Origin of the sequence: Paenibacillus xylaniclasticus (assembly GCF_004001065.1) — a bacterium.
Taxonomy (GTDB): Bacteria; Bacillota; Bacilli; order Paenibacillales; family Paenibacillaceae; genus Paenibacillus_T; species Paenibacillus_T xylaniclasticus.
In genome coordinates this window covers 18,922-43,359 of record NZ_BIML01000029.1, presented here as the reverse complement: position 1 = coordinate 43,359, position 24,438 = coordinate 18,922, and the positions used below count along the sequence as shown (strand labels likewise).

At 52.7% G+C, this 24,438-nt stretch carries 25 protein-coding genes; all 25 read left to right on the top strand.

All coding sequences use genetic code 11. The features are described from left to right. Complete coding sequence (locus tag PXY01_RS18900; RefSeq protein ID WP_127572151.1) at window positions 1-648, top strand: response regulator transcription factor; 648 nt, start codon at window positions 1-3, stop codon at window positions 646-648. A gap of 278 nt (window positions 649-926) precedes the next feature. Beyond that, complete coding sequence (locus PXY01_RS18895) at window positions 927-2,711, top strand: ABC transporter ATP-binding protein (protein WP_127572149.1); 1,785 nt, start codon at window positions 927-929, stop codon at window positions 2,709-2,711. Continuing rightward, a complete protein-coding gene (locus tag PXY01_RS23105; protein ID WP_127572147.1) occupies window positions 2,708-2,869 on the top strand; it encodes an IS3 family transposase in 162 nt (53 codons plus the stop codon). The genes PXY01_RS18895 and PXY01_RS23105 overlap by 4 nt, the downstream gene beginning before the upstream one ends. 474 nt (window positions 2,870-3,343) lie before the next feature. Beyond that, window positions 3,344-7,321 carry a carbohydrate-binding domain-containing protein gene (locus PXY01_RS18885; RefSeq protein ID WP_127572145.1) on the top strand — a complete coding sequence of 1,326 codons (3,978 nt, stop codon included), beginning with the start codon at window positions 3,344-3,346 and terminating at the stop codon, window positions 7,319-7,321. Between the two features lie 163 nt (window positions 7,322-7,484). Further along, window positions 7,485-8,540, top strand: coding sequence for a CobW family GTP-binding protein (locus PXY01_RS18880; protein WP_127572143.1), 1,056 nt, complete (start codon window positions 7,485-7,487; stop codon window positions 8,538-8,540). Between the two features lie 62 nt (window positions 8,541-8,602). Further along, entirely contained in the window at window positions 8,603-9,154 is a 552-nt protein-coding gene (locus PXY01_RS18875) for a hypothetical protein (protein WP_127572141.1), read from the top strand. Window positions 9,155-9,391: 237 nt separating this feature from the next. Beyond that, entirely contained in the window at window positions 9,392-10,087 is a 696-nt protein-coding gene (locus PXY01_RS18870; protein ID WP_127572139.1) for a TIGR00266 family protein, read from the top strand. Window positions 10,088-10,297: 210 nt separating this feature from the next. Then, window positions 10,298-10,429: a hypothetical protein gene (locus PXY01_RS23100; protein WP_262385084.1), complete on the top strand. Its 132-nt coding sequence runs from the start codon at window positions 10,298-10,300 to the stop codon at window positions 10,427-10,429. Continuing rightward, window positions 10,426-10,647, top strand: a complete 222-nt coding sequence (locus PXY01_RS18865) for a hypothetical protein (protein ID WP_127572137.1) — start codon at window positions 10,426-10,428, stop codon at window positions 10,645-10,647. The genes PXY01_RS23100 and PXY01_RS18865 overlap by 4 nt, the downstream gene beginning before the upstream one ends. 196 nt (window positions 10,648-10,843) lie before the next feature. Next, window positions 10,844-12,067 carry a DUF4367 domain-containing protein gene (locus PXY01_RS18860; protein WP_127572136.1) on the top strand — a complete coding sequence of 408 codons (1,224 nt, stop codon included), beginning with the start codon at window positions 10,844-10,846 and terminating at the stop codon, window positions 12,065-12,067. 185 nt (window positions 12,068-12,252) lie between these two features. Next, on the top strand, window positions 12,253-13,431 hold the full coding sequence (gene alr / locus PXY01_RS18855; protein WP_127572134.1) for an alanine racemase: 1,179 nt from the start codon (window positions 12,253-12,255) through the stop codon (window positions 13,429-13,431). Window positions 13,432-13,667: 236 nt separating this feature from the next. Next, window positions 13,668-13,949 carry a CopG family ribbon-helix-helix protein gene (locus PXY01_RS18850; RefSeq protein WP_127572132.1) on the top strand — a complete coding sequence of 94 codons (282 nt, stop codon included), beginning with the start codon at window positions 13,668-13,670 and terminating at the stop codon, window positions 13,947-13,949. 3 nt (window positions 13,950-13,952) lie between these two features. Next, window positions 13,953-14,303 carry a type II toxin-antitoxin system PemK/MazF family toxin gene (locus PXY01_RS18845; protein WP_127572130.1) on the top strand — a complete coding sequence of 117 codons (351 nt, stop codon included), beginning with the start codon at window positions 13,953-13,955 and terminating at the stop codon, window positions 14,301-14,303. Between the two features lie 163 nt (window positions 14,304-14,466). Beyond that, the gene (locus PXY01_RS18840; protein WP_127572129.1) at window positions 14,467-15,648 is read left to right on the top strand and encodes a YhgE/Pip domain-containing protein; all 1,182 of its coding nucleotides are present in this window, start codon (window positions 14,467-14,469) and stop codon (window positions 15,646-15,648) included. Window positions 15,649-15,751: 103 nt separating this feature from the next. Continuing rightward, window positions 15,752-16,351, top strand: a complete 600-nt coding sequence (locus tag PXY01_RS18835; protein WP_127572127.1) for a TetR family transcriptional regulator — start codon at window positions 15,752-15,754, stop codon at window positions 16,349-16,351. Window positions 16,352-16,562: 211 nt separating this feature from the next. Beyond that, on the top strand, window positions 16,563-17,282 hold the full coding sequence (locus PXY01_RS18830) for an SAF domain-containing protein (RefSeq protein ID WP_127572125.1): 720 nt from the start codon (window positions 16,563-16,565) through the stop codon (window positions 17,280-17,282). Continuing rightward, the gene (locus PXY01_RS18825) at window positions 17,279-18,124 is read left to right on the top strand and encodes a CpaE/TadZ family protein (protein ID WP_246028003.1); all 846 of its coding nucleotides are present in this window, start codon (window positions 17,279-17,281) and stop codon (window positions 18,122-18,124) included. Before PXY01_RS18830 ends, PXY01_RS18825 begins: the two co-directional genes overlap by 4 nt. Continuing rightward, on the top strand, window positions 18,121-19,566 hold the full coding sequence (locus PXY01_RS18820) for an ATPase, T2SS/T4P/T4SS family (RefSeq protein WP_127572123.1): 1,446 nt from the start codon (window positions 18,121-18,123) through the stop codon (window positions 19,564-19,566). Before PXY01_RS18825 ends, PXY01_RS18820 begins: the two co-directional genes overlap by 4 nt. Window positions 19,567-19,574: 8 nt before the next feature. Then, window positions 19,575-20,510: a type II secretion system F family protein gene (locus tag PXY01_RS18815; protein WP_127572121.1), complete on the top strand. Its 936-nt coding sequence runs from the start codon at window positions 19,575-19,577 to the stop codon at window positions 20,508-20,510. A 15-nt stretch (window positions 20,511-20,525) separates the two neighbouring features. Then, window positions 20,526-21,425, top strand: coding sequence for a type II secretion system F family protein (locus PXY01_RS18810; protein ID WP_127572119.1), 900 nt, complete (start codon window positions 20,526-20,528; stop codon window positions 21,423-21,425). Window positions 21,426-21,499: 74 nt separating this feature from the next. Beyond that, the gene (locus tag PXY01_RS22435) at window positions 21,500-21,649 is read left to right on the top strand and encodes a hypothetical protein (RefSeq protein ID WP_164744486.1); all 150 of its coding nucleotides are present in this window, start codon (window positions 21,500-21,502) and stop codon (window positions 21,647-21,649) included. A gap of 31 nt (window positions 21,650-21,680) precedes the next feature. Beyond that, window positions 21,681-21,827: a hypothetical protein gene (locus tag PXY01_RS22430; protein WP_164744485.1), complete on the top strand. Its 147-nt coding sequence runs from the start codon at window positions 21,681-21,683 to the stop codon at window positions 21,825-21,827. Between the two features lie 104 nt (window positions 21,828-21,931). Continuing rightward, window positions 21,932-22,357: a hypothetical protein gene (locus tag PXY01_RS18805; protein ID WP_127572117.1), complete on the top strand. Its 426-nt coding sequence runs from the start codon at window positions 21,932-21,934 to the stop codon at window positions 22,355-22,357. A 27-nt stretch (window positions 22,358-22,384) separates the two neighbouring features. After that, a complete protein-coding gene (locus PXY01_RS18800) occupies window positions 22,385-22,867 on the top strand; it encodes a hypothetical protein (protein WP_127572116.1) in 483 nt (160 codons plus the stop codon). A gap of 129 nt (window positions 22,868-22,996) precedes the next feature. Then, window positions 22,997-24,247, top strand: coding sequence for a M24 family metallopeptidase (locus PXY01_RS18795; protein WP_307719399.1), 1,251 nt, complete (start codon window positions 22,997-22,999; stop codon window positions 24,245-24,247). The last annotated feature ends 191 nt before the right edge of the window (window positions 24,248-24,438 follow it).

Here is a 24,438-nt window from a genome sequence, read left to right as displayed (position 1 = left end):
ATGAACATTCTGTTAATCGATGATCATCGGTCGGTCGTCGAAGGGACCAAAATGCTGATCGAGTCGGAGCCAGACATTCGCGTAACGATCGAGACGGACGTCTATTTGGTTACGGATCTCGTTCGGCTGAACAAATATGATGTCATTCTGCTCGATCTCTATATGCCGAATATCAATGGGGCCGATCTGGCGCGCAAAATTGTCGATTACGTTCCGGACGCCGTCATTCTTATTTATTCGGGATTCGAAATTGCGCCGCATTTCAATCTCTTAATGGAGTCGGGCGTTTCGGGCTTCGTCTCGAAGACCTCGACCCGCGAGGAGCTGATTCAGGCGATCCGATGCGCGGCGAGGAAGCAGGCGATCATTCCGATGCAGCTGCTTAGACAGCTTCGCCGTCAAGAAATTATGGTACAGGACGATGCGGGCCATGAGCCGACGACGATCAGCCAAGACGAGGATCGGCTGCTGCGGGAGCTGGCGAAGGGTAAGAGTAACAAAGAAATATCAAAAACACTCATGATCAGCCAGCGGTCGCTCGAATACTCGCTGACCGAGCTGTTCCAGAAGCTTCACGTCAATTCCCGGGTCGAGCTTATCAAGAAAGCGAAGAGCCTCGGCATTCTGCCGACGGAGGATTTGTATTGACGAGTGGGGCTTATGCTGAGCATCAATCGCTCGTTTGGATCTGCATCGAAGGGGGTGTCCAGAAAGTCAGTTGTGTACTGTCTTTCTAGACACCCCCTTTTTCGGGGGATAAGGCTCCTTGTTAGCCCAACACGATGGACGGCTTTTGCGTGCGCCGCGCAAGCTTTTGCGTCAGCGTGTACAACTCTTTGCGTCAGTATGGGCAACGCTTGCGCGATCAGGAGCGCTGTGCGGCGGTAACATGAATGTAGGCCGAATGATTTAGGAGGCGTTCATTCATGAACCATTTTCGTCAATTTATGCCGTACGTGCGTCAACAGAAAAAGCTGTATCTATTGGGATTCGCCGGGAGCTTATTCCGCTTTCTTATTCCTCTCTCGGTGCCGCTCGTCATCAAATATTTGTTCGATCATCTGCTGCGCGACGATCAATTGTCCCGTGCGGACCAGACAGGCCGGCTGCTGCTTATAGCCGCTGTGATGATTGCTGTCTTCTTCGTCGTACGTGCGCCGATGGAATACGTCCGGCAGTACGGGATGAACAAGGCAAACAACCGGGTTATGACTGCCCTTCGCAGAGATACGTTTGCCAAGGTGCACGCACTCGACGCCAAATATTTAACGGAGCATCGCAGCGGTGAAATCGGCACCCGTTTCTTTGACGATATTGAAAAAGTCCGCGGTTATATGACAGCCATGTTCTCGAACATATGGATCGAGATGATTGTGCTTATGTGTGTTATCGGAATCATGCTCACCTTGAATGTGACGCTCACAGTTGTTGGCGTCCTGCTGGTCAGCCTGCAATTTCTGCTGGCCCATGCGTTGTCGAGGAAAGTGAAGGCGACGACTCGGAGCATGATGAGCTATCGGTCGGTATTAAGCGGCTTCGTGCTTGAACGAATTCAAGGCGCGCTGTGGTCAAAGCTGTATCAATCGGAGCGACAAGAAAGTAAGCAGCTTGATCGCCATCTGGAGCAATATGGCCAGATTGCCGACCGGCAAGCCGGGACGCAGGCGGTATCGCTTGCTGCGGTGAACGTATTGAGTGATATTACGCCGTTCTTGGTCGTATCTGTCGGCTGCCTGTTCGTTATTTACGGAGAGCTGACGCTCGGAAGCTTAATCGCCTTCTTCGCGTATGTAGATCGAATGCGCGGGCCAGTTGCCGCTCTCGTCCAAGCGATTCCTGTTATAGCGGAGGGCAGCGTCGCCCTTGGCCGCATATTCGAATTTATGAAGGTGCCGACTACAATCATCGAGCAGGAAGGGGCTAAGGAGCTGGAACGTTTCGAGGATGCAATCGTATTCGACCGCGTGTCCTTCTCCTATGATGGGAAGAACAATGTGCTCAGCGGTGTTTCGCTTCGACTTGAGCGTGGGAAAACGTACGCTTTCGTCGGCGAAAGCGGCGGGGGCAAAAGCACGATCATGCAGCTTCTGTCGAGAATGTACGACGTCACGGGCGGGCAAGTGACAATAGACGGGGACGATCTTAGAAATTATTCGCTCGCAAGCATAAGGAAGCAGATGGGTGTCGTTACGCAGGACAACTTTCTGTACAGCACCTCGATAGCGGACAATATTCGGCTAGCTAAGCCAGACGCGACTGATGAAGAAGTGATCGCTGCGGCTAGAAAAGCGTTCGCTCATCATTTTATTACGGCGCTGCCTAGCGGATATGATACGGAGGTGGGGGAGCGGGGAGTCAAGCTGTCTGGCGGACAGAAGCAGCGGATCGCCCTTGCCCGCATGTTCTTGAAAGACCCTGCTATTGTCCTGCTGGACGAGGCGACAAGCGCGCTTGATAACGAGAGTGAAAAGTTCGTACAAGCATCCATCGATCGGATGCGCGGCGATAAAACGATCGTCATGATCGCCCACAGGCTTTCGACGGTCATTCACGCGGATCGCATATTCGTGCTTCGGAACGGCCGGATCGCCGAAGCCGGAACGCACCGGGAGCTTCTTCAGGCAGGCGGCTTTTATAAGCAGCTGTACGATAAGCAGAGCTTGGGAAGCCGGTCGGGGGTTGCGGAGCGGAGTGTTTTGTTGAGTTCGTGAGAATAAATGAGTACTGCAACTATTTACATAAATACCAGACCTTTGAACAACTAAAAAACGACATTGATGATTATATCCACTTTTACAATTACGAACGATTACAGAAAAAACTAAACGGCCTCAGTCCCATTGAATTTAGGGCTAAGGCCGCTTCATAGATCTTTATTTTTTGTACTGTCTACTTGACGGGGAGCAGTTCACTTTGGATTGTCTTTCTACTCTATTCTTATTACCAAGTAATCCAGCCGCTTGTTCGTTGGTAGTTACGTAGAAGCTCATATTGCTCATGGATTGTGCTGCAATCCTCATCTCCGTTGCACCGGGTAAAATTCGGCTTATCATGCCATAGCTTCGGCGCAACTAGTAGAAGAAAATTTTGGGATTGAACATATGATCCCTCCCTGGTTCATTTGCTAAGATTCACCATATATTTGGCTGTCTTGCTCAACCGAATGCTGCTATTATTGCAAGCTATCGAGCTGTTGTGATACATTTCGTATCAAAATATGACTAACGTCTCATCACATCGAGCTTATAAGGAAGTAAAATAGTAACGATAGAGAGAAAACACGCTTTCATTTTAGAAAGCGCTTGCAAAGGTGAGGGGCTAATCTAATTCAGGAGGATGCCCTATGAGATTAAGCAAAGCAAGACGGTTATGGATCGTATGCATGATCGCTGCGCTCGTTGCAGCTTATTTGCCGGTCGTCGGCAGCGCAGCGGCGGCTGATGAGGGACCGTTCGTTGACGTTCCGGCATCGATCGATCCGTTATTGAAGGCGCCCGGCAAGAAGCCTTCAGAGGCGGGGGCGCTGCGCATCATTGAGCATGATGGGAAGAAGACGCTTGGCGACAAGGACGGCTATCCGATTCAGCTGCGCGGCATGAGCACGCATGGGCTGCAGTGGTTCCCGGAAATCTTGAATAACAATGCCTTCGCTACGCTTGCCAATGATTGGAGCTCCAATGTCGTTCGCCTAGCGATGTATGTTGGAGAGGGCGGCTACGCATCGAATCCGTCGGTAATCAAGCAGCGGGTCATTAGCGGGATCGAGTATGCCATCGCGAACGATTTGTATGTCATCGTCGACTGGCATGTTCATGCACCGGGCAATCCGAATGCGTCTGTTTACAGCGGAGCGCTCGATTTCTTCAAGGAAATATCGGAGCTGTATCCGAATCACCCGAACATCATCTATGAGCTGGCAAATGAACCGAGCAGCAATGACGGCGGTGTAGCAGGAGAAGGCGTGACGAACGATGCGGCAGGCTGGCAAGCCGTCAAATCGTATGCCGAGCCGATTATTCGAATGCTGCGCGACAGCGGCAACGAAAACCTCGTCATCGTCGGCAGTCCGAACTGGAGCCAGCGTCCGGATCTTGCGGCGGATGATCCGATTGACGACGATAATACGGCGTATACGGTTCATTTCTATACGGGTACGCATATGCCGGCTGCAGACAGCAGCAACCGCGGCAATGTGATGAGCAATGCCCGCTATGCGCTTGAGCATGGAGTGGCTGTCTTCTCGACAGAGTGGGGAACGAGCGAGGCGAGCGGCAACAACGGACCGTTCCTTGACAAAGCGGACGAATGGCTGACGTTCCTGAACGAGAACAACATTAGCTGGGTGAACTGGTCGCTGACGAACAAGAATGAAACGTCGGGAGCGTTCATCCCGCTGGAGCTTGGCAAGCAAAATGCAACGGATCTGGACCCGGGCGCGGATCAGCTGTGGGAGCCCCGTGAGCTGAGCTTGTCCGGTGAGTATGTACGGGCAAGAATTAAAGGCATTCCGTATGAGCCGATTGACCGGACAGTGCGAGAAAGCTTCCATACGATCATTTGGAATTTCGATGACGGCACGGAGCAAGGCTTTGGCGTGAATGGAGATAGCCCGGTAAAAATGATCACGCTGTCGAACGTCAATAACGGCTTGCAAATTACAGGCTTAGGCAGCGGTAACGATCTGTCGGCCACGAGCTTCTGGGGTAATCCGCGCATCTCGGCAGACGGTACGGCAATACGACCGAACGTGCTTGGTGCGGAGAAGCTGACGATGGACGTCATTGCGCCGTCACAGACGACAGTTGCCATCGCGGCGGTTCCGCAGAGCAGCTCCGCTGGCTGGGCGAATCCGAACCGTGCGGTGCAAGTGACACCAGAGCAGTTCGAGCTGCAGGAGGATGGCAGCTATCGGGCAACGCTGACGATAACGGCGGACGATGCGCCGAATTTGAAGACGATTGCGTCTCATGAGACCGACAACGTTCTGACGAATATTATTTTATTTATTGGTACAGCTTCCGGCACGGATCAAATAATATTGGACAACATTGCGGTATCCGGCAACCGCGCTGTCGTTGAGCAGCCAATTGTCCATGCTCCGCTTGGAACGGCAACGCTGCCGTCGACCTTTGATGGCGAGGAAGCGACCAGACAGGGCTGGAACTGGGACAGCAGCTCCGGTGTGAAAACCGCGCTGACGATCGAGCAAGCTGGCGGCTCCGGCGCGCTCTCCTGGGATACGGCTTATCCTGACGTGAAGCCGACCGACGGTTGGGCATCGGCGCCAAGGCTGATTCTTAACGGCATTAATACGACGAGAGGGACGAATGACCGTCTGACGTTCGATTTCTACTTCGCACCGGTTCGCGCCAGTGAAGGGGCGATCTCGATTCATCTCGCCTTTGCACCGCCTTCGCTCGGCTATTGGGCACAAGCTGCACAGAGCGTGAACGTTCCGCTGGATAAGCTGGATACGCTGCAGCAGACAGCAGAAGGCTTGTATTATGTACCTGTATCGTTCGATCTGACGAATATTGCGGACAACAAAATAATCGGACCAGACACGCTTCTTCGTGACATTACGCTTGTGATGGCGGATGCAGGCAGCAACTTCCAAGGGCGTATGTACATCGATAATATCCGGTTTAATTCGGTTCCGGACGCACCGACAGGGCTGAATGCGACAGCAGGGAATGGACAAGTGACATTAAGCTGGAACGCTGTGTCTGCTGAGGATGAGCTGACGTACAATGTGAAACGATCGACAACGTCAGGCGCTTCCTATACGACGGTGGCGTCCGCCGTGTATGGCACGACGAGCTATACGGACACCGGACTTACGAACGGTACGACCTATTATTATGTCGTAACAGCCTCGAACAAGGCGGGCGAGAGCGCGTATTCGTCGGAGGTGTCGGCTGCTCCGTACAGCAGCAATGGCAACGACGGCAATGACGGCGATGACGGAAACGGCGGCGACAACGGCAACGGCGGTAATGACGGAAATGATGGCAACAACGGCAACGATGGTAATGACGGAAACGGTGGCGACAACGGCAACGGCGGTAATGACGGAATTGGTGGTAACAACGGTAACGAAGGTAATGACGGAAATGGTGGCAACAACGGCAACAATGGCAATAACGGAAATGGCGGCAGCAGTGGTAACGATGGTAATAGCAACAATGGCGTCTACGTGCCTGTAGTTACGCCGCCTACGAATCAAGGCAATCAATGGTTTGACTTACCTGATGCAGACAGTGACGGCATCGTAAAGGCAGCTATCAATGGCGAGGTTCGAATCCGTGCCAATGACAAAGCGCTTGCAAATCTGAAGGCGATCGAATTCACGAGTGGAATGGCGTCTGTCCGCATACCGGCGGCGGTTATCAAGCAGCTGCAGCATTTGCTGAGCGAGCAGGAGCTGGCGAAAGTAGCGATCGTCCTGCGGATCGACACGCTCACTCCAGCTGAGCAGGCATCTCTCCTAGAACAAGCGAGCAAGGTGAATGCGGCTGAGCTGACGGCAGCAGGAGACATTGTCCGCCTCTCGCTTACGATCGTCGATGAGAACGGCAAGGAGCAGAGGCTGAGCGTCTTCGAACAACCCGTGCTGCTGTCGTTCCACGCTCATGCGGCTGATGAGCAAGCGATCACCGATATTTTCTATATTGGTGATGACGGGTCGCTTCACTATGTACGCGGAGGAAAGCGGGAGAAGGATATCGTCACGGCTGAGACGAATCATTTCAGCGCGTACGGATTATTGAATTATTATAAGCCCTTCAAGGATCTAAACGATCAGCATTGGGCCTCGGAAGCGATTCAGAAGCTCAGCGCTCAAGGCATTATTCAAGGCGTTAGCGCCGACCGCTTCGCTCCGGCCGCTCAAGTAACTCGCGCACAATTTGCGGCGCTGCTCGCGCGTGCACTTGGTCTTCAAGCGCAGGAGGCTGTCCGCTATAGCGACGTTGATCCCGCAGCGTACTATGCTGATGCGGTAGCAGCGGTCAGTGAAGCGGGCATCGTGAATGGACGAAGCGAGACGTTATTCTCGCCAAATGCAGCCATTACGCGGGAAGAGATGACCGTTATGCTTATGCGTGCGTATACGTTTGTGACGGGTAACACGATTGAGGATAGCCAGTCCTCGTACGATGACCAGGACCAAATCTCCGTCTGGGCAGTAGAGGCGGTGAACGCGGCGCATTCGCTCGGCATTATTCAAGGGCGGAGCGATAACCGTTTCGTACCGCAAGGTACGGCGACACGTGCGGAAAGCGCATTGTTGATTTTCCGGCTGCTCGAAGCGCTTGATTAGTGAAGTAACTCATTACAAGCTTGTCTGCGGTTCAGCGATGAACGGCGGACAAGCTTGTTTCATTATAGAGACGCTTTGCGTCTCGCTTCTTTTTCATATACGATGATTATAATGTTCAATGAAGAGCTAGAACTGAAGAAGAGGAACGGGGAGAACGTAACGTATGGAAGCGAAGACATCTCAAGCAGCAGTTGAAGTGCATGTGCTGACCGGATTTCTAGGAAGCGGCAAAACGACGCTGCTAAAGCGTCTGCTGGATGAATATGAAGCGCAGGGCAAAAAAGCGGCGGTTGTCATGAACGAGCTTGGCGATGTGAACCTGGACGGGCTGGAGGTCGAATCGTCTGTACCGATGGCGGAAATGCTTGGCGGGTGCATATGCTGCTCGATCCGGGGTGATTTGAGCCTTGAGCTGAAGCTGCTCATCGATCAGCATTCGCCGGATGTCGTCCTGATTGAAGCGACGGGAGCCGCCAATCCGTTCGAGATGATCGACGGCTTGACGGAGACGGCGATGTATACGCCAGTCGAGCTAAAGTCGGTCATTGCGGTTATTGACGGCCCCGAGCTGCTTGCTCGCAGCCGCACCGGCGGTCGAACGTTCCGGCTGATGAAGGAGCAGATTCGCTGCGGCACGCAGCTGCTGCTGAACAAAGCCGATAAGCTTGCCGGGGAGGAGCTGTTCGAGGCTGAGCAGCTAATCCGCGAATTAAACGGGTTCGCGCCGATGCTGGCTTCTGTACGATGCAAGGTCGACCGTGACTGGATCGCCAGCCTTGCGGCGCCAGAGACGGCGGGTCGCGGCCGATCCGCTCGCGATAGCAGCAGCATCACCCTTGATCATGTGTGCGGACCGGAGTGCAGCCATGATCATCAGGATCACGATCACGAGCATACCGGGACGGAGGCGAAGCATTCGCACAGCAGCCACGAGCATGTAATGGCGCTGACTTATTATTTGGACGGTCCGGTGGACAGCCATCAGTTCGAGGCGCTGTTGAACTCACTGCCGGATAACGTGTACCGGGCCAAGGGTGTCGTGACGTTCCGCGACAGCGAGACGTCCAGCCGCTTTTTGTTCCAATATGCTTATAAAGAGACGGATTTCATTAGAATAACGCCGCAGGGAAAAGTGTTCGATGTCGCGGTGTTTATTGGGGAGCATTTTGCCAAGGATGAGCTGCTTCAGCGCCTTCAATCGTTAAGCCAGACCGAGTAGAAGAATAATTACTGGTAATAAAGACCATACTAACCGTGATTCCACAACGGGAGGTATGCACGATGGTATGGAGTAAACAAGGTATTGCGCTTAGCATTGCTGCTGCGCTGCTGCTATCCGCCGTACCGGCCGCTGCCAGTCCTTCATTGGCACCGGAAGCTGATTCGAAGCAGAGTGAGCGGGCGGAAGGCTGGGGACACATTCATGGCCATGGCCGTCATGACGAGAAGCATCAGCTAGAGCGGCTGCGCTATATGGCGAATTATTTCGGCATTGCGACCGACGGCAAGGACAGCAAGCAGCTGCTCGAGGAAATAAAAGCGGCGAAAAAAGCGAATCCGCAAAAATGGGAGTCGTTCAAAGCGGAGCATCGTGCTCAGTTCGAGCAGCGGCTGAAGGAAGCGGCTCGCTATTTCAACATTCCGACGGAAGGCAAGTCCGTTGAGCAGCTGCACAAGGAAGTAAAGGCAGCTCGTGAGCGAAATCCAGACAAATGGCGTACTTTCATTATGGAGAAGCGCGCTCAGCATGATGCCAGCAAGCGCAGCAGCCAGGAGGATCAACCGAAGAGCAGCGAGCAGCAGAAGAAGCAGGAGACGGGAAGCAACGTATAGCTAGAATACAGCCTCTGCATAGGACGGGACGAATCCGTCACGGATGCAGAGGCTTTTTCGTTGCGGATACCGGGCAGTTAAGCGCATCGTTCGGTTCAAGCTGGCAGGTCTGTAAGCGAATCTTTTTGGCTGGAATGAATGTCTGAATGAATGTTAGAATGAAAGTAAGATTGATAGAAACACTTGCAAGATCAATAGCGCAATCATATTAGTCATGATTTGGAGGATGGGGCTCCTATGAAGTATGAAGTTATGTATCAGGGCGCGTTCGCGCTGCTCAAAGTAATGCTTGATCGCGGCGAGACTGTCAAAGCTGAAAGCGGTGCGATGGTGTCGATGTCACCGTCGATCGAGGTTTCCGGCACGACCGACGGCGGTATTATGCGCGGCCTAGGCCGCATGCTGAGCGGGGAAACGTTTTTTTTCCAAGAGCTGTCGGCTGAAAGAGGGAGCGGCGAGGTGCTGCTGGCACCGTCCTCGGTAGGGGACATTCAAGCGGTTGAGCTGGACGGCAGCTACAGGCTGCTCGTTCAGAAGGATGGCTTTTTGGCGGGCACAAGCGGGATTGAGGTCAATACGAAAATGCAAAATTTAAGCCGCGGCCTGCTGTCGGGCGAAGGATTTTTTATCGTTGAGATTAGCGGAAGGGGCACCGTATTTCTGTCCTCCTTCGGCGCGATCCACGCGCTTAATCTTGGCCCTGGCGAAGAAGTGGTCGTGGACAACGGGCATTTGGTTGCTTGGCCTGACTATATGAACTATTCGGTCGAGAAAGCGTCGAAGGGCTGGATAAACAGCTTTAAGAGCGGCGAGGGACTCGTCTGCCGGTTCCGCGGCGAAGGCGTCGTCCTGATCCAAAGCCGCAATCCGAAAGGCTTCGGCGGCTGGCTGAAGAAGCTTCTCCCTGGCGGAGGCGGGGGCGGATTCTTGTAATAACCTGAGCTCACGTGAGTGAGATAGAATAACGGTCCTGAACGAACCAGCATCATGCAGCGTCGATTGCACACGTTGCGAAAAGTTATTTTACGAATAGTTGAAGTGACGAAGAACGTCCTGTTAGTTGAAGTGACGAAGAACGTCCTGTGAACCCTTTCCGGGGGAACGGGACGTTTTTTGTTTGAAATTAGGAGAGGAGGAAGTAGGATGAACGATTGTGAGAAGGAGCATATAAAGTGGTTGAAGGCACATCAGAACCAACGGTCGGGCGAGCGCCGGAACCGCTTGGAACGGAGGCACGGACATGGCGAGAAGCTGTTTTTGGAGCGGGTCTGGTGACCAATATTCGGCAGCTTGGATGCGTTCACCCGGAATATGAAGCGGCAGATTGGCGAGGACGGCCGATGTTCATCGATCTGGTATGGATTCGCGGGCAGTACAGGTTCGCATTGTTATGCGCGAAAGGGCGACTTCGTCCTGTTCCTAGCAAGACAGGCACAAGAATAAAGCGGTACATGCTTATACCTTTCTTAACCGACTATTGGGGATTGTTGTGACGGAGCGCCCGGCGAGCGTGAGCGGGTCGAGATAAGTGCCGAAAGGCACTTACGGAGCGTCAGGCGAGCAAGCGTGCGAGCGTTGAGCCGCTTCTCAAATATACGGCCAAGCAGGAGGCTCGGCTGCATAATTGGCCAAGTCTGCACATAGACATGTTATCAGTTGTTCACACAATGTGCAGAGGGGTTGATCTTCATGCGTCGGATCATTTGGATCACGGCCATTCTGATGTGCTTCACGATCGTAGCTACTGCCTGCGGGAAGAAAGATGCGGAGTCGGTTGTTAGAGAGCTTAACTCGGTCGCGAACAAGCTGGACAGCTATCAGGCCAAAGGGACAATGACGCTCAATACGAGCCAGCAGCCCTTAGAGTATCAAGTGGAGGTATGGTATCAGAAGGATCATTATTATCGTATTGCTCTGACGAACGCGAAGAAGGATATCACTCAAATTGTGCTGCGCAATGACGACGGCGTATTCGTGCTGACGCCGAGATTGAACAAAGTGTTCCGGTTCCAAAGCGATTGGCCGGATAATCAGGGCCAAGTGTATTTGTACCAAACCCTTCTCTCTAGCATTTTGCTAGATGAGTCGAGACAGTTCGCGGCAGAGAACGATTCCTATGTGTTCGATGTTATGGCTAACTATCAGAACGGATCGCTTGCTAGACAAAAAATATGGCTGAACAAAGATAATTTTGCGCCGAGCAAGGTGGAAGTGTCCGATACGAACGCAGCTGTCATGGTTCAGGTTGTGTTCAACGAATTCAAATTCGATCCGAAGTTTGAGAAAAGCGCATTCGATACTCAGGCTAACTTGAATGCGGGAGGCGCGCCTGCTCCATCGAATAAGACACCGAATCAAGAGTCGGCTACCGATCCGGGCCAAACGGACACGAATAACGGGCAACCGACGTCTAGTACGGAGTCGACCGGTTCGGGGGCGTCTGGCGAGAACGGTACGCCTGATAATGCTGGTACGCCAGAGGACAGCAATCCGCAAGGCGATGCAACGGGGGATAAAGGAGTAACGGGCAGCGAGTCTGATCCTGAAGCGGAGGATACGATTGCTAACCCAGTTGATTTCGAAATGATGGAGCCGACCTGGATTCCATCCGGAGCGTCGTTCAAGGATGCGAATGAAATTGTATTCGGCGGCAATCCTGGCTATATGCTCCGATACCAAGGCGACGTCAACTTTACGATTATTCAGACGCAGCCTAAGGATAAGGAAGTGTTATATTCGCCGGGCTTCATGATCGACCTTGGCTTCACATGGGGCTCGCTGAGCGACGGCGAAGATCAGCGCACGCTGACGTGGACGTACGAGGGCAGTGAATTCCGACTTACGAGTGCTGATTTGACTGAGGAGGAGATGGTTGCGATCGCGCAATCGATTGACGCAAGCGCAACGAAGTAACGGCATATAATAGTAATATTCTGCTCTTGAACACGGGCGGCTCCTGCGGGGCCGCCTTTGACCATGTTATTTTTACCAGCGGGTTTCCCATCGGAAAAGCCTATGGTTTCATTGACACTCCAAGCCTCAACCATTAACATAGTTTCTATTGGGTTGTTACGGCCAGAGGAGAAGGTGACGATTAAGTGGAAGCATATTATCGGGCGACTCGGGCAGAGATTTCGTTAGATGCGCTTCGGCACAATCTGACGGCTTTTCGTCAAGCGATTCCGGAATCCATGCTGCTGATGGCTTCGGTGAAAGCGAATGCTTACGGACATGGAGCCGTGCATATCGCGAAGGAAGCAGAGGCATTCGGCGTCGATTATATGGGAGTTGCTTTTTTGGACGAGGCGCTTCAACTGCGTCGGAATGGCATCAAGACTCCGATACTTGTGCTTGGGTATGTGCCGGTTTCAGGGCTGGAGGCTGCGCGTGAGCATAACGTCACGATCGCGTTGTTCCGCGATGACGTGCTTGATGCGGCGGCTCAGCTTCCGGATAACGGTAAGAAGCTGAAGGTTCATATTAAAATTGATTCCGGAATGGGACGTCTGGGCAAACTGCCGGGCGGAGAAGCGGAACGGTTCATCGAGCGGGCGCTAGCTGTCAAGCAATTGGATGTTGAAGGGATGTTCACCCACTATTCCAAGGCGGATGAGCTCGACAAAATGTACACTAAGCAGCAATATGAGCGCTTCTCGAGTGTAGTAAATTATGTGCGCAGCCATTCGCTGCCGATCTCGCTGATCCATGCGGCCAATAGCGCGACAGGAATCGACACGCCTGAGTGGGGCTATGGCATGCTGCGGCTTGGAATCGGAATGTACGGTCTGTATCCGTCCGACGATGTGAATAAGCAGCGCGTCGAGCTGGAGCCGGTGATGACGCTAAAGACGGCGGTTGCTATGACGAAAACTGCGCCGAAGGACTGGGGAATCAGCTACGGCGCACGTTATGTGACGAGCAGCGAGGAATCGATCGGTACGCTGCCTATCGGCTATGCAGACGGCTTCAGCCGTATGCTGAGCGGCAAGGCGGAGGCGCTGATCCGAGGCGTCCGGGTTCCCGTGCTTGGGAGCATTTGTATGGATCAATGCATGATTGGGCTAGCAGCTGCGGAAGCGAACGGACAGCCGGTATCGGTAGACGAGGAGGTCGTGCTTCTCGGTGTTCAGGGCGATCAGCGCATTACGGCGGATGACATTGCATCGAAGCTGGGGACGATTTCATATGAGGTGACTTGTATGCTCGCCTCGCGTGTCCCGCGCGTCTATGTACGGTCAGGGGAGACGATTGCAGTAGTTAATCCGCTGCAAGGATAAAATTAACTGCGCATAATTTGTAAGATGAAGAAGGATATTCGGGATTTACCTCGAAATTTATTGCGAATAGTATTACAAAGTGTGACGATCGGAATAGGTTTTGAGATGGATACGAATGCATGAAGTGATGCTGCATAACGCTGCTATCCGTTTCATAAGTATGTGTAGTATAGCGGGAGAAGCATTTTGACATAATGTTTATAAGGGTCTGGAAAAGTTTTGGAGGTGCTAGTTCGGTGGCCAATATGCAGAACACCAAGAGAATCATGATCAGCTTGCCGGATCAACTGCTGGAGGAGGTCGACGGCATTGTTGCCAAAGAGAACTCCAACCGCAGCGAATTTATCCGTCAGGCTATGAAGCTGTATCTAGTGGAGCGAAAGAAGCGGCAAATCCGCGAATCGATGCAGCGCGGGTATCTGGAGATGGCAAAGATCAACTTGAACATGGCCTCGGAAGCATTTCACGCGGAGGAAGATGCCGATCTTACGCTCGGCCGTCTCGTAAGCGGGGTGTAAAGCTTGATCGTTAAACGCGGCGATGTATTTTTTGCGGACTTGTCACCCGTTGTCGGGTCTGAGCAAGGAGGCGTGCGTCCTGTGCTCGTCATTCAGAATGATATCGGCAATCGGTTTAGCCCGACTGTCATCGTGGCGGCCATTACGGCGCAGATTCAAAAAGCAAAGCTGCCAACGCATGTTGAAATTGAAGCGGAACAGCATGGCTTCGATCGTGATTCCGTTGTGCTGCTGGAACAGATTCGGACCATCGACAAGCAGCGTCTAACCGATAAAATTACGCATCTTGACGACGAGATGATGCGTAAGGTGGACGAAGCACTCCAAATCAGCGTCGGATTAATTGATTTTTAACCTAATTAAATCTCCCTTCAGCGAGGGTCTCCTTCGCTGAAGGGAGATTTTTGTATCTATATATTGACAGGACAGAGAGTCGTCGGTTAATATTTAAACAGTTGTTTAAAACAATCGTTTAAAATGCTTGTTTAAATAAAGAGATAAAGGAGAGCTATATACTATGAAGCAAGCCATACTTATGTTTCTTAAGCGGCCAACGACGATCGTCGGGATATTAACGGCCCTTATGTTCCAAATCATTTTCTCCGTCGTATGGATGACAGGTTATGACGGTGTTACGGATCGGATGAACAAGCTGCATGTTGGCATTGTTAATGCAGACGGCCAAGCGGCGGCTTCAATTGCAGATCAATTGCAGCAATCTGTTCCTTTTCAGTCATCGTTATATGATAATGAGCAATCAGCCAAGGAAGCTTTGAATGATAAAGAAGTACAAATGGTGATCGTCATTCCGGAGGGCTTCACCGCTAACCTTCAGGCGGCTGGCACGCAGGCTGAGCTGCTGTTCACGATTAATGAAGCGAATGCATCGATGATTAAAACCGTTATGCAAAGCGCCGCCGAGCGAATCGCAAGCGAAGTGAACAAACAGGCGATGGCAGGCGGGACGGAAGCGCTCTTGACAAGCTTTAATATGCCGGCTGAACAAGCCAAGGCGGCTGCTGCTTCACTTAGCGACAAAATTAAAGCGGATATTGTTTCGGTGAATAAGGTTGACGGCATGAACAATCAGATGGTTCCGATGATGCTCGTGCTTGCATCGTATGTCGGAGCGATGATTATGGGTATGAATATGGAGCAATCGTCGATGTCTCTCATCGGCAAGCTTGGCCGTTGGCGCAGATTCGGTGCTCGAATTATGATCAACGCTGCCGCAGCAGTTTTCGTATCCGGTGTGGGCGTCATCTTGCTTGCGGCGCTCGGCGGTCAAGCGGAGCACGGCTTCCTGACATTGTGGGCGTATCAAATTTTGACTGTACTTGTGTTCATGTACGTATCTCAGATGTTCCTTTTCCTGCTCGGCATGGCGGGCATGCTGTTCAACATTTTATCGCTGTCCCTTCAGCTTGTTACTTCCGGCGCGATGATGCCGCGCGAGTTGCTTCCAAGCTTCTATAACCATCTCGGAGACGTGTTTCCGGCCACTTATGCGGTGCAAGGGATGATGGACATCTTGTTCGGCGGACCTTCGGCGGCTTATCCGGCTCTGAAGCTAGCAGCGATTGGAGCTGTGGCACTTCTAATCAGCGCCGGCGCCGTTGCAGCACGCAAGGATCACAGCGCGGCTGTTGCTCAAGCCTCGAGTGCCCAGACCGCTACGGTGTCCTCGCACAAATCATAAATCTTATGCATGAAGCCGAAGGTCGATTAAATTTGTCCTTCGCAGTTGCCACAGAAGCGTCTGTTCTTCATAATAATCATAAATGTAAGATACGGAGGCTGTAATGAAGGCAATAGATTCGGATATTAAACAACGTATACTGATCGCGGCGAAGTCGAGATTTGCGAAGCAAGGCTTCGATGGCACGACGGTTCGGCAAATATGCGAGGACGCGGGTGTGAATGGAGCGCTGATCTCTTACTATTTTGGCGGGAAGGAAAATTTGTTTTACGCCATGTTCGAGAACTTTTTTCCGCTTGAAGCTTACGATGAACTGAACAATATGGATTTGGACCCGGTTGAAGGGGTGAAGCTCATCGTTCGAGAAATAACGGCGTTCAAAATGCGCGAGCCGATGATGACGGTCATTATTCAACAGGAGATGCTGCTGAACTCGCCGAGGCTGTCGCGCATTCGTGAATATGCGGCGCCGCCTTGGCGCAGGCTGCGGGAGTGGATTGAGAAGGGGATGGAGCAGGGCGTGTTCCACAGTCACTCGGTCGATAACGCGTTTTTCTCGGTGCTTGGAACGCTGCTGTACTATCGTAATTCATCCTCCTATTGGGAGCCCCTCTTAAAGCATGACAGCGGTGATCTCGAACAGCTTGTCGATGATTTAACGGGCTTCGTGCTAGGTGGATTAATGAAATTTACGACGAGATAAATTATGCGACATTTTCTTCAAAAACTTATAGACAAATGACAATGTAATTGCTATTATATTGTCAAAACCTAGCATATCCGAACAATCGGATGTCACAGAATAGATGAACGGATGCGAAGAACGCATGCCATGAAGTACGTCTACGACGTACTACGGCTGCGTTCTTTTTTGCGTTTATTCATCCATTTCTTCGAAAGGAGCCAGTATCACAATGAGCAGGAAACGGAATGCGGCGGTCAGCTTAACGGCAGCTGTGCTGGCTGGGCTGCTTGCGTATGGCATTTACACGGTACAACTGCGTCAAGTGCAGAGCAAGGACACGATACGTGTTGTGGTGCCTAAGCGATATATCGCGGCTGGAGAGCGGATTACGTCTAACGACTTGGCGTATGTGCAGCTAGCGAAGTCGGCCGTCCGCGAGGAGATGCTGTTAAGCGCCTCAGAAGCAGAAGGCTGGGAGGCGGTCATACCGCTCGGGGCAGATGAGCCGCTGTTGAGATGGAAGCTGGATCGGTATCGGCTTATGCCGGGTCGGGCGGAGAATACGTTTCAGATTCCGCGCAGCTACGTACTGTCCGTGTCGAATGGGATTCGAGCCGGCGATCGGGTCATGCTGTACGTGACGGGGGAAGCTATTCCGTCCGTTAGGCTATTCGACGAGCCGGTGACCGTCGCCTCTGTGAAATCGTCAGCGAACATGGAGGTGGACGATATGGACAATCCGAACCTGCTGTCACTTGCGGAGGGCAATAAGGAGCAAATGTACGCTTCTAGACGGGACGCCAATGCGATGATTGACTATGTCAATCTGAACTTAACGGAAGAGCAGTGGCTTAAGATTGACGAGCTGTGTAAAAGCGGCGGACGACTTGTTATTGCTTTCAGTCCGGAATCGTTCGAAGCCGTCGGTAGAGAGGGTGGAAGCTCGTGAGCGAGCGAATGTACGCTCCGCTAATTACGTTCGTTGGCACGACGCCGAACATTGGCACGACGCTGGCAGCATTCGCTGCAGCGAGTCGGGTTGCCGAGAGCAGTGAGGCGGCAGTCGGCTATTTGTGCCTTAACCTGAAGAGCGCAAAGCTGCAGCGTTATGTCGGCATTGATAGGCCCGCTTCAGGACTGGATACGATTCGACCAGAGCTGCGAGACGGTTCGTTAGACTCGGCCAAGCTGCTAAGAACGATGTACCCCGTTCGGGAGATACCTGGCTTGCATGTATTGATGGGCAATATGGATCGTGATCAGGCGGAGTTCTATATGGTGGAAGATTTCGAATGTCTGCTCGATACGGCAAGGCACACGTTCGATATCGTTGTAGCGGACGTCGGCGCTTATTGGGACAATGCGGCCACAGTATGTGCACTGCGAGAGGCATCGACCCGCGTACTGGTGACGACGGGCGCACTCAGTCATTTTCAGGAGGATTGGTACCGCTGGATCGGACAAATTTCGCCGCTGTTCGGCGTTCCGTCCGCGGACTATGAGCTGTTAGTTATACGACCCCCTTGGAGGAATGGAGGATTTAAGTTGAAGGATATTAGCAAAGAAACCGGATTGCCGTTGATCGGCGAGATGATGCTGACGGAGCCGATGATGCTCCAGCTGGACAATGGACGTTACCATCACTGGCTTAGTTCTGAGGAAGGGCGTGAGGCGATGAAGCCTTCCGCCGAGGCTTGGATACGGCAGTACGGTCTGCGGAGGAAGCGGTCCAAGCACATTCAGCCTTGGTATCGTAAGCTGCTTGCGCATCGCAATGGAGTCGGCTCATGAGCGGGAGTAGAGCGGAGCGGTTCTCACCTGCTGCTTTCTCTTCTAGGCTTCGGAGTGAAAGCGGACCTGCCGAAGAGACGAACATGCCCTTGGGTCTGCGAACGAATACCGGAGACGGCTTCACGCGGCTCGCTGATGAAATTCGCGCTTATCTGGCGGCGCCTCGAGGTATGACGGACGAAGAGCGGCGGCAGTATGGCGAACGGCTGAATCGCGCGGTGCTTGGCTTCCCGAAGGAACGGGAGCATGTGCTTGCGCTCATTAATGACTGGCTGCTGCGTCACCGCATTCACCAGATGCCGGATTATAGCCATCCCTATGAGACGCTTGCAGAAGCATTGTTCGCAGAAGTGATCGGTTTGAACGTGCTGGAGCTTGTGCTGGCGGAGCGAAGCGGACTGGAGGAGATTCAGGTTGTTGGAACGAGAATATACGAGGTTCGCGGTGGTCAGCCGGTGCTGTCTAAATATTCGTTCAGCTCGATACGCGATGTAGAGCGGATTCAGCAAAATCTAGTGCTTTACAACAATGACCGAATTAATCCGCGTAAGCGCTGGGCGGAGGTGATGCTGCAGGACGGGTCGCGCGTGACGATGACCGGGTTCGGCTTTACGGCGGCTCCAACGCTTACGATCCGGTTCTATACGGCGCAAGTATTTCGGCTTGATGAGCTGTGCCGGCCTGACTACGAGACGATGGACGCTTCAGTGAGAGAGCTGCTGCTGAGCGTGCTGCGAGCACGGTTTAACCTTGTCATTATTGGACCGACTAACTCTGGCAAAACCCACTTAATGAAGTCGCTTATAGCGGAGCTGCCGGATGAAGAAAGAATCGTGACGCTTGAGAACCGGTTCGAGATGATGCTTCACCGAGACTTTCCGGACAAGAACGCCGTCGAATACGAGTTTGACGAGGAAGATGCGGCGCATCGGTCGGCACAAGCATTCAAGCTGGCTCTTCGTCAATCCCCTCAACGTATTGTTCACGCTGAGATTCGTGACCAGGATGCGAACATTTACGTTCGCGCCTGTACGAGGGGACATGAAGGCAGTATGACGACCGTCCATGCGAATACGCTTGAGGATGTGCCGGAGGCAGTAAGCGATATGTGCATGCTGGACGGCCGGACGATGAATCCCGACCGGCTCGTGAAGCGGATCGCAGAGTATGTGACGCAGCTTGGCATCGAGATGAGGATAATTGGAGGCAAACGACGCGTATGCCGAATTGGAGAAATTGGCTGGAAGGACGGACAAGTTATCGTGACGGAATGGATTCGGTACGATGAGGCTTCCGGCATATGGCGGTACTGTGAGCCTCCTTCGGAACGGGCGGTCGAGCGGTTCAGAAGGTATGGTATTGAGCCGAATTGGCACCCAGGCCGAGTGGTAAGAGGCGATAGCCGGGCAAAGCTTCAGCCTAATGAGGCAGCAGGAGCATGATCGGATCGATGAATATGTCAGTTCTCGTGCTGCTCGTGGCGTTGCTGTTCATCGTACTTTATGTTCTGCTGCGTTCCGTAATTACGATATGGATGGAACAGAATCGGCTGGCCGCCAGGCTTCAATACCGGCAGCGGCAGGGCTTGGCAGCCATCTTGGAGTCACGGCTGCAACGGTTCGATAAGCTGTACCGCCATCTGTCTGATTTGCTGGAGTCTATGCAATATCCATTCCAACCGTTATCTTTCGCAGGCTTCTCGATAACAGCCGGAATAGTCGGCTCGGCAGCTGGAGCGATGCTGTTCCAGAGCCTCAAAGGAACGCTGCTTCCAGGTATGATCGGCTTGCTGCTGCCGTATACCTTTGTCCGGGCATCGCTGCTCCAGCGCCAGCTGCAGACGCGAATCGACTTTCTGCCCGCGTTGGAATTGTTTTATCAATGCTATCTTGTGACTGGCGAACGGAACATCAGGCTGGCGCTGCAGCGAACGGTGGAGGAGCGCCGTCTGCCGGGCCAGATTCAATCTGTGTTCGATCAGTTATATCGTAACCTGTCGGTGCGAGGAGACGATGAGGCAAGTCTGAGAGTGTTCGCGGCGGCGCTCGGACATATGTGGGGCGAATATTTCGTGAATTTGCTACGTGTCGCGCTATCAGAAGGCAGCACGGTAAGCGACAGCCTGAGGGAGCTGATTACGGATATGCGGCGCGCGAGACGGGCGAATGAGCAGGAGCGCAACAAGCTGTTAGAAATTCGAATTGCTAATTTTACGCCGATATTGTTCCTCCTGCTGTTTATAGGAATCAATGCGCACTACAACCCAGAGGGGGCATACCGTTATTATTTGCTTGACCCGAAGGGACGCGATCTGCTGCTGAACGCGTTGGTGCTTATTTTTGCCTCGTTCTTAATGGGAATTTGGCTGTCGCGCAGAAAGCTATAAGAAGGGAGGATTATCGTGTTAATTAGCGAGTGGAGCGGTCGGTTGGCGCTCGTAATCGGTACGGCAGCTCAGTATCTTATGTTGTTCGCTGCGATTTATTTGCTGCTTCGGCTGCTGCCGCAGAAACGACCGAGATGGGTCCATTTGAGCGGCCTTCGCTGGCGGAGGGCCTCGGTCTCAGAGCGATGGCTTCAGCGGCTGCGCTTGTCGAGGGAGGCAGAGTCATTCATGGAGCGTGAGGCGCTTCTTAGCGGCTGCGGCTTCGACGGCGACGCTGCTGTGTATATGGTTATCCGGCGTGCTGCGCTCGTCTTGCTGCCTGTTGTACTGCTGCTTAGCTGCGCCGGGAATTATTTTGCGGCCGGGAGCCTTCCTCCCGCCGTTGTAATCGGTAGTTTGACCGCGGTCGTAATGTTGCTCTACTTCGATCTTCCATGGTTGAAGTCCATTCACCGGATGAGATCGCAGCGAATTACGAAGGAAGTATATGTAATCAGCAATCAGCTGCTTTATTTCGCTGGTTCGAATCTGCACCTGCATACGAAGCTATCTCGATGCATTCCGTTCGCCAAAGTCGTACAGGCCGATCTTCAACGGCTGCTGGCGGAATGGTATCACGATTCTGAGGAGGCGCTGCGGAGATTCAAAAGACGGCTGGGTACGGACGATGGGGCGAGCTTCGTGGAAACATTGGATTCGTTAAGACTGCATGAAAGTGAAGAGTTTTATACGCTGCTAAGACAGCGGATTCAAGATTATAAGGAGAAGCTGGAGCTGGCGAAGGAAAGCCGCAAGGAGACGACATCTTACTTGCTGTTCGTTATTGCTGGTATTCCAATCTTATACACGTTCCAAGTGTTTATTTATCCGTGGGTGAGGGAAGGTCAGCAGCTGTTCGAATCGCTCGGAGGATAAAGCTGTGGTGGATAAGTGTACAGGTTAACTAACATCATCCGCTGGTGGATCGCAGTTAAAGGAGGTGAAACGAGATGCGTAACATTCTGATTACGGTCATGATGATCGTTGTCGTCATCGTTATGTTTAATACGATCATTGCTAAGGATACGACAGGTACAAAGGCTCAGATTATGACGCAAGGAGCGACAACGAATACCCAAATCGGTGCGATGACTCCGTAACCAGCTTCGATTACGGAAAGGGGCGTCTAGTTTGAGATCTCTACTAATGACGGTCGTTTTGCTGCTAACGGTTATCCTAATCTATTCGCAGGTGACGGGGGGTGCGGACGGGACGAAGGAGAAGCTGAGTCAAAGCGGCAAGCATATTGGCGATACGATACAGCGGATGAGTCCTTAGCTCTATCCGTTTGGCGGCTAAGGGCAAGTTAGGGCTGGTCTCTTCACAACTGCTGTGGCCCGGTTATTGCTTGACGATGATACCTTGACATAGGGGGGATTGTGTTGCGGAGCATCTTAATATTCGTATTATTCGCGGGAATGCTGTGCTGGATGATGTTCTCGCCGGTCTATAAGCATGTGCTCATCGTCCGACAAGCGGCGCTGCAGCAGGAGGTAGACTATCTGCTTGAGGTCGGAGCGAATGGTAGTCACGGTTATATTGATGCGGCGATGATAGAGCAGTCTAAGCAACGGCTCGCATCACTCGGACTGCGGCCGGATGAGCTTCGCTATGAAGTGTCGTCGACCGACGGAAGCACGGCGACGAATGCTGCCGCTCCTTTGACTCGCGGCAAGGGGCTGGCGCTTACGATCAGCTATCCTTATGACGGATTGTTTACGATTGATAGACTGATCGGCTTGACGCCGCCGCCGTCGGACGCCCGGATGCGCGCGTTCGGATTAAAAATGAGCGAATATGTACCATGAGTGATTGCGATTTGAGGTGACACAAGGGTGGAGAAGCTGCTGCTGTTCGTCTTAATGTCTGTCGTATGGATGACGGCTCAAGCGCAGCAATTGGATGAAGAAATGGCAATGAAGGCGTTGTTTCAGGGCAAGCATGCGGTGAATAGGGCAGCACATGCGGCAGCGCAGCAGCTCGATGAACAACGTCTTGCATATGGACAAGTACATATTGATCCGGCGGAAGCGGCTGCTGCCGCCCGGCAGTATTTGATGGCCAACTTGCAGTTGGATGCGACCTTGACACCGACGCCGGCATCGTTATTTCGCGAACAGGTCGAGATTGCGTTGTTCGAGGTTATTAACGAGGACCAGCATTTTCCCTATACATACCGCAATTCGCTTTACGATTACGAGGTCACGCTTGAACGTCCAGGCGTCATTCTCATTATTCGACTGCATTATCCGCGAGCGTTCAACGTAACGGAACCGATTGAATGGTATGTGAAAGGTACGGCGGAGCTCGTTTATTAATAGTCATGGATAGCTGTCTCGTTCGAGGAATGGAGGGAGATGAAACAGGCTGTTAGACTCGTTCGTTATCTTCTCAAAGGTAAGCTATAATGATGGGGAACGTTCTAGGTGACGATGGAGGAAATGATTATGTTACAGGATGGAATGATTCCCTTAGAAGAAATTAGATCTCGCATCAAGCGGCTGCAGCAGCGGATGGCGGTAGAGGGCATGGACGCCGTGCTCATTACGCAGAATGTCGGCATTCTTTATTGGACTGGTACGATGCAGACAGGCTATTTGTTCGTCCCATCTGTCGGTGAACCGACTCTGTACGTCCGCCGCAGCGTTGAACGGGCCAAGCGCGAGTCGTCCATCCGGACGGTGCCGCTCGGCTCCTTCAGCCGGTTCGGCGAAACGCTCCGCCGTGATTATTCGGTGTTGTTCGGCGCGGAGCAGCCGCCGCAGGTTGGAGCCGATCTTGATACGCTCCCGGCGACAGTCTATTTGAAGCTCGCTTCGCTCGTTGCCAAGGCTTCCGGAGAACAAGAGCTGTATGATCGCGGCTTAAGCCCATTGTTGGATGCATCGCCGCTGCTGCGACGCGTGCGGATGGTGAAGTCGGCATGGGAGATCGAGCGGATCGAGCAGGCGGCGCGCTCGCTTGATGAGGCGCTGTCGGACGCGCTGCCGGAGCTGCGCGAAGGTGTATCCGAGCTGGAATGGATCGCGAAGCTTGAATACGGCTTACGCCTTCGCGGCCATATCGGCTCGATGCGTCTTCGCGGCTACAATCAGGAGGTACCGACCGGCATGGTCGGCTCCGGCGAAGCGGCTGCGGAGCCGACTTATTTCGATGGTCCGGCAGGAGGGCGCGGGCTTGGTCCGCATTCGCCGCAAAGCGTAAGTCGCAAGCGGTTCGCACGCAATGAGCCGATACTGCTTGATCTTGGATGCTGCATAGACGGCTACGTTATTGATCAGACACGCACGGCTGTCATCGGAGAATTGTCAGATGAACTGATGGCAGCTTATGCAGCGGCAGAGCGAATCATCCGTGAGGCAGAGCGGCTAATGGTTGAAGGAGCCCGATGCTCGGACATTTATTCTGCTGCACTGAAGCTTGCCTCCGATTTGGGGTTGTCGGACCATTTTATGGGCTTCGGAGCGGATCAGGTCCGTTTTCTCGGTCACGGCATCGGGCTCGAAATCGATGAATGGCCAGTGCTTGCTGCCGGCTTCGACATTGTGCTCGAACCCGGTATGGTACTTGCTGTTGAACCGAAGTTTACGTTCCCGGGAATCGGTGTCGTCGGCATCGAGAACAGCTATGTTATAACGGCAGGAGGCACTCCCCCTCGAGCGCTGACACGGACGCCTGAAGCGATTATTGTAAAATAGCGTATAGATGAATTGGATGTTCTATAGAATAGGACCTCGTTCTTACGCATCGCGGAGAACGAGTTTTTTTTTGTATAAGGCTTAAAGTAAACCGGGCGATTGGAATATTTATGACATAATATTAAATGTTTGATCAAATATACTCTTTCGATTGGACTTCCTATAAAATATTTAGTAGGATAGAATCACTA

Excerpts from the sequence above, each read along its gene's own strand:
- PXY01_RS18795 (WP_307719399.1), top strand. The coding sequence starts at position 22,997 with ATGTTACAGGATGGAATGATTCCCTTAGAAGAAATTAGATCTCGCATC.
- PXY01_RS18880 (WP_127572143.1), top strand. The coding sequence starts at position 7,485 with ATGGAAGCGAAGACATCTCAAGCAGCAGTTGAAGTGCATGTGCTGACC.
- PXY01_RS18820 (WP_127572123.1), top strand. The coding sequence starts at position 18,121 with ATGAGCGGGAGTAGAGCGGAGCGGTTCTCACCTGCTGCTTTCTCTTCT.
- PXY01_RS18840 (WP_127572129.1), top strand. The coding sequence starts at position 14,467 with ATGAAGCAAGCCATACTTATGTTTCTTAAGCGGCCAACGACGATCGTC.
- PXY01_RS18885 (WP_127572145.1), top strand. The coding sequence starts at position 3,344 with ATGAGATTAAGCAAAGCAAGACGGTTATGGATCGTATGCATGATCGCT.
- PXY01_RS18900 (WP_127572151.1), top strand. The coding sequence starts at position 1 with ATGAACATTCTGTTAATCGATGATCATCGGTCGGTCGTCGAAGGGACC.
- PXY01_RS18895 (WP_127572149.1), top strand. The coding sequence starts at position 927 with ATGAACCATTTTCGTCAATTTATGCCGTACGTGCGTCAACAGAAAAAG.
- PXY01_RS23100 (WP_262385084.1), top strand. The coding sequence starts at position 10,298 with ATGAACGATTGTGAGAAGGAGCATATAAAGTGGTTGAAGGCACATCAG.
- PXY01_RS18860 (WP_127572136.1), top strand. The coding sequence starts at position 10,844 with ATGCGTCGGATCATTTGGATCACGGCCATTCTGATGTGCTTCACGATC.
- PXY01_RS22435 (WP_164744486.1), top strand. The coding sequence starts at position 21,500 with ATGCGTAACATTCTGATTACGGTCATGATGATCGTTGTCGTCATCGTT.
- PXY01_RS18815 (WP_127572121.1), top strand. The coding sequence starts at position 19,575 with ATGAATATGTCAGTTCTCGTGCTGCTCGTGGCGTTGCTGTTCATCGTA.
- PXY01_RS18835 (WP_127572127.1), top strand. The coding sequence starts at position 15,752 with ATGAAGGCAATAGATTCGGATATTAAACAACGTATACTGATCGCGGCG.
- PXY01_RS18870 (WP_127572139.1), top strand. The coding sequence starts at position 9,392 with ATGAAGTATGAAGTTATGTATCAGGGCGCGTTCGCGCTGCTCAAAGTA.
- PXY01_RS18830 (WP_127572125.1), top strand. The coding sequence starts at position 16,563 with ATGAGCAGGAAACGGAATGCGGCGGTCAGCTTAACGGCAGCTGTGCTG.
- PXY01_RS18875 (WP_127572141.1), top strand. The coding sequence starts at position 8,603 with ATGGTATGGAGTAAACAAGGTATTGCGCTTAGCATTGCTGCTGCGCTG.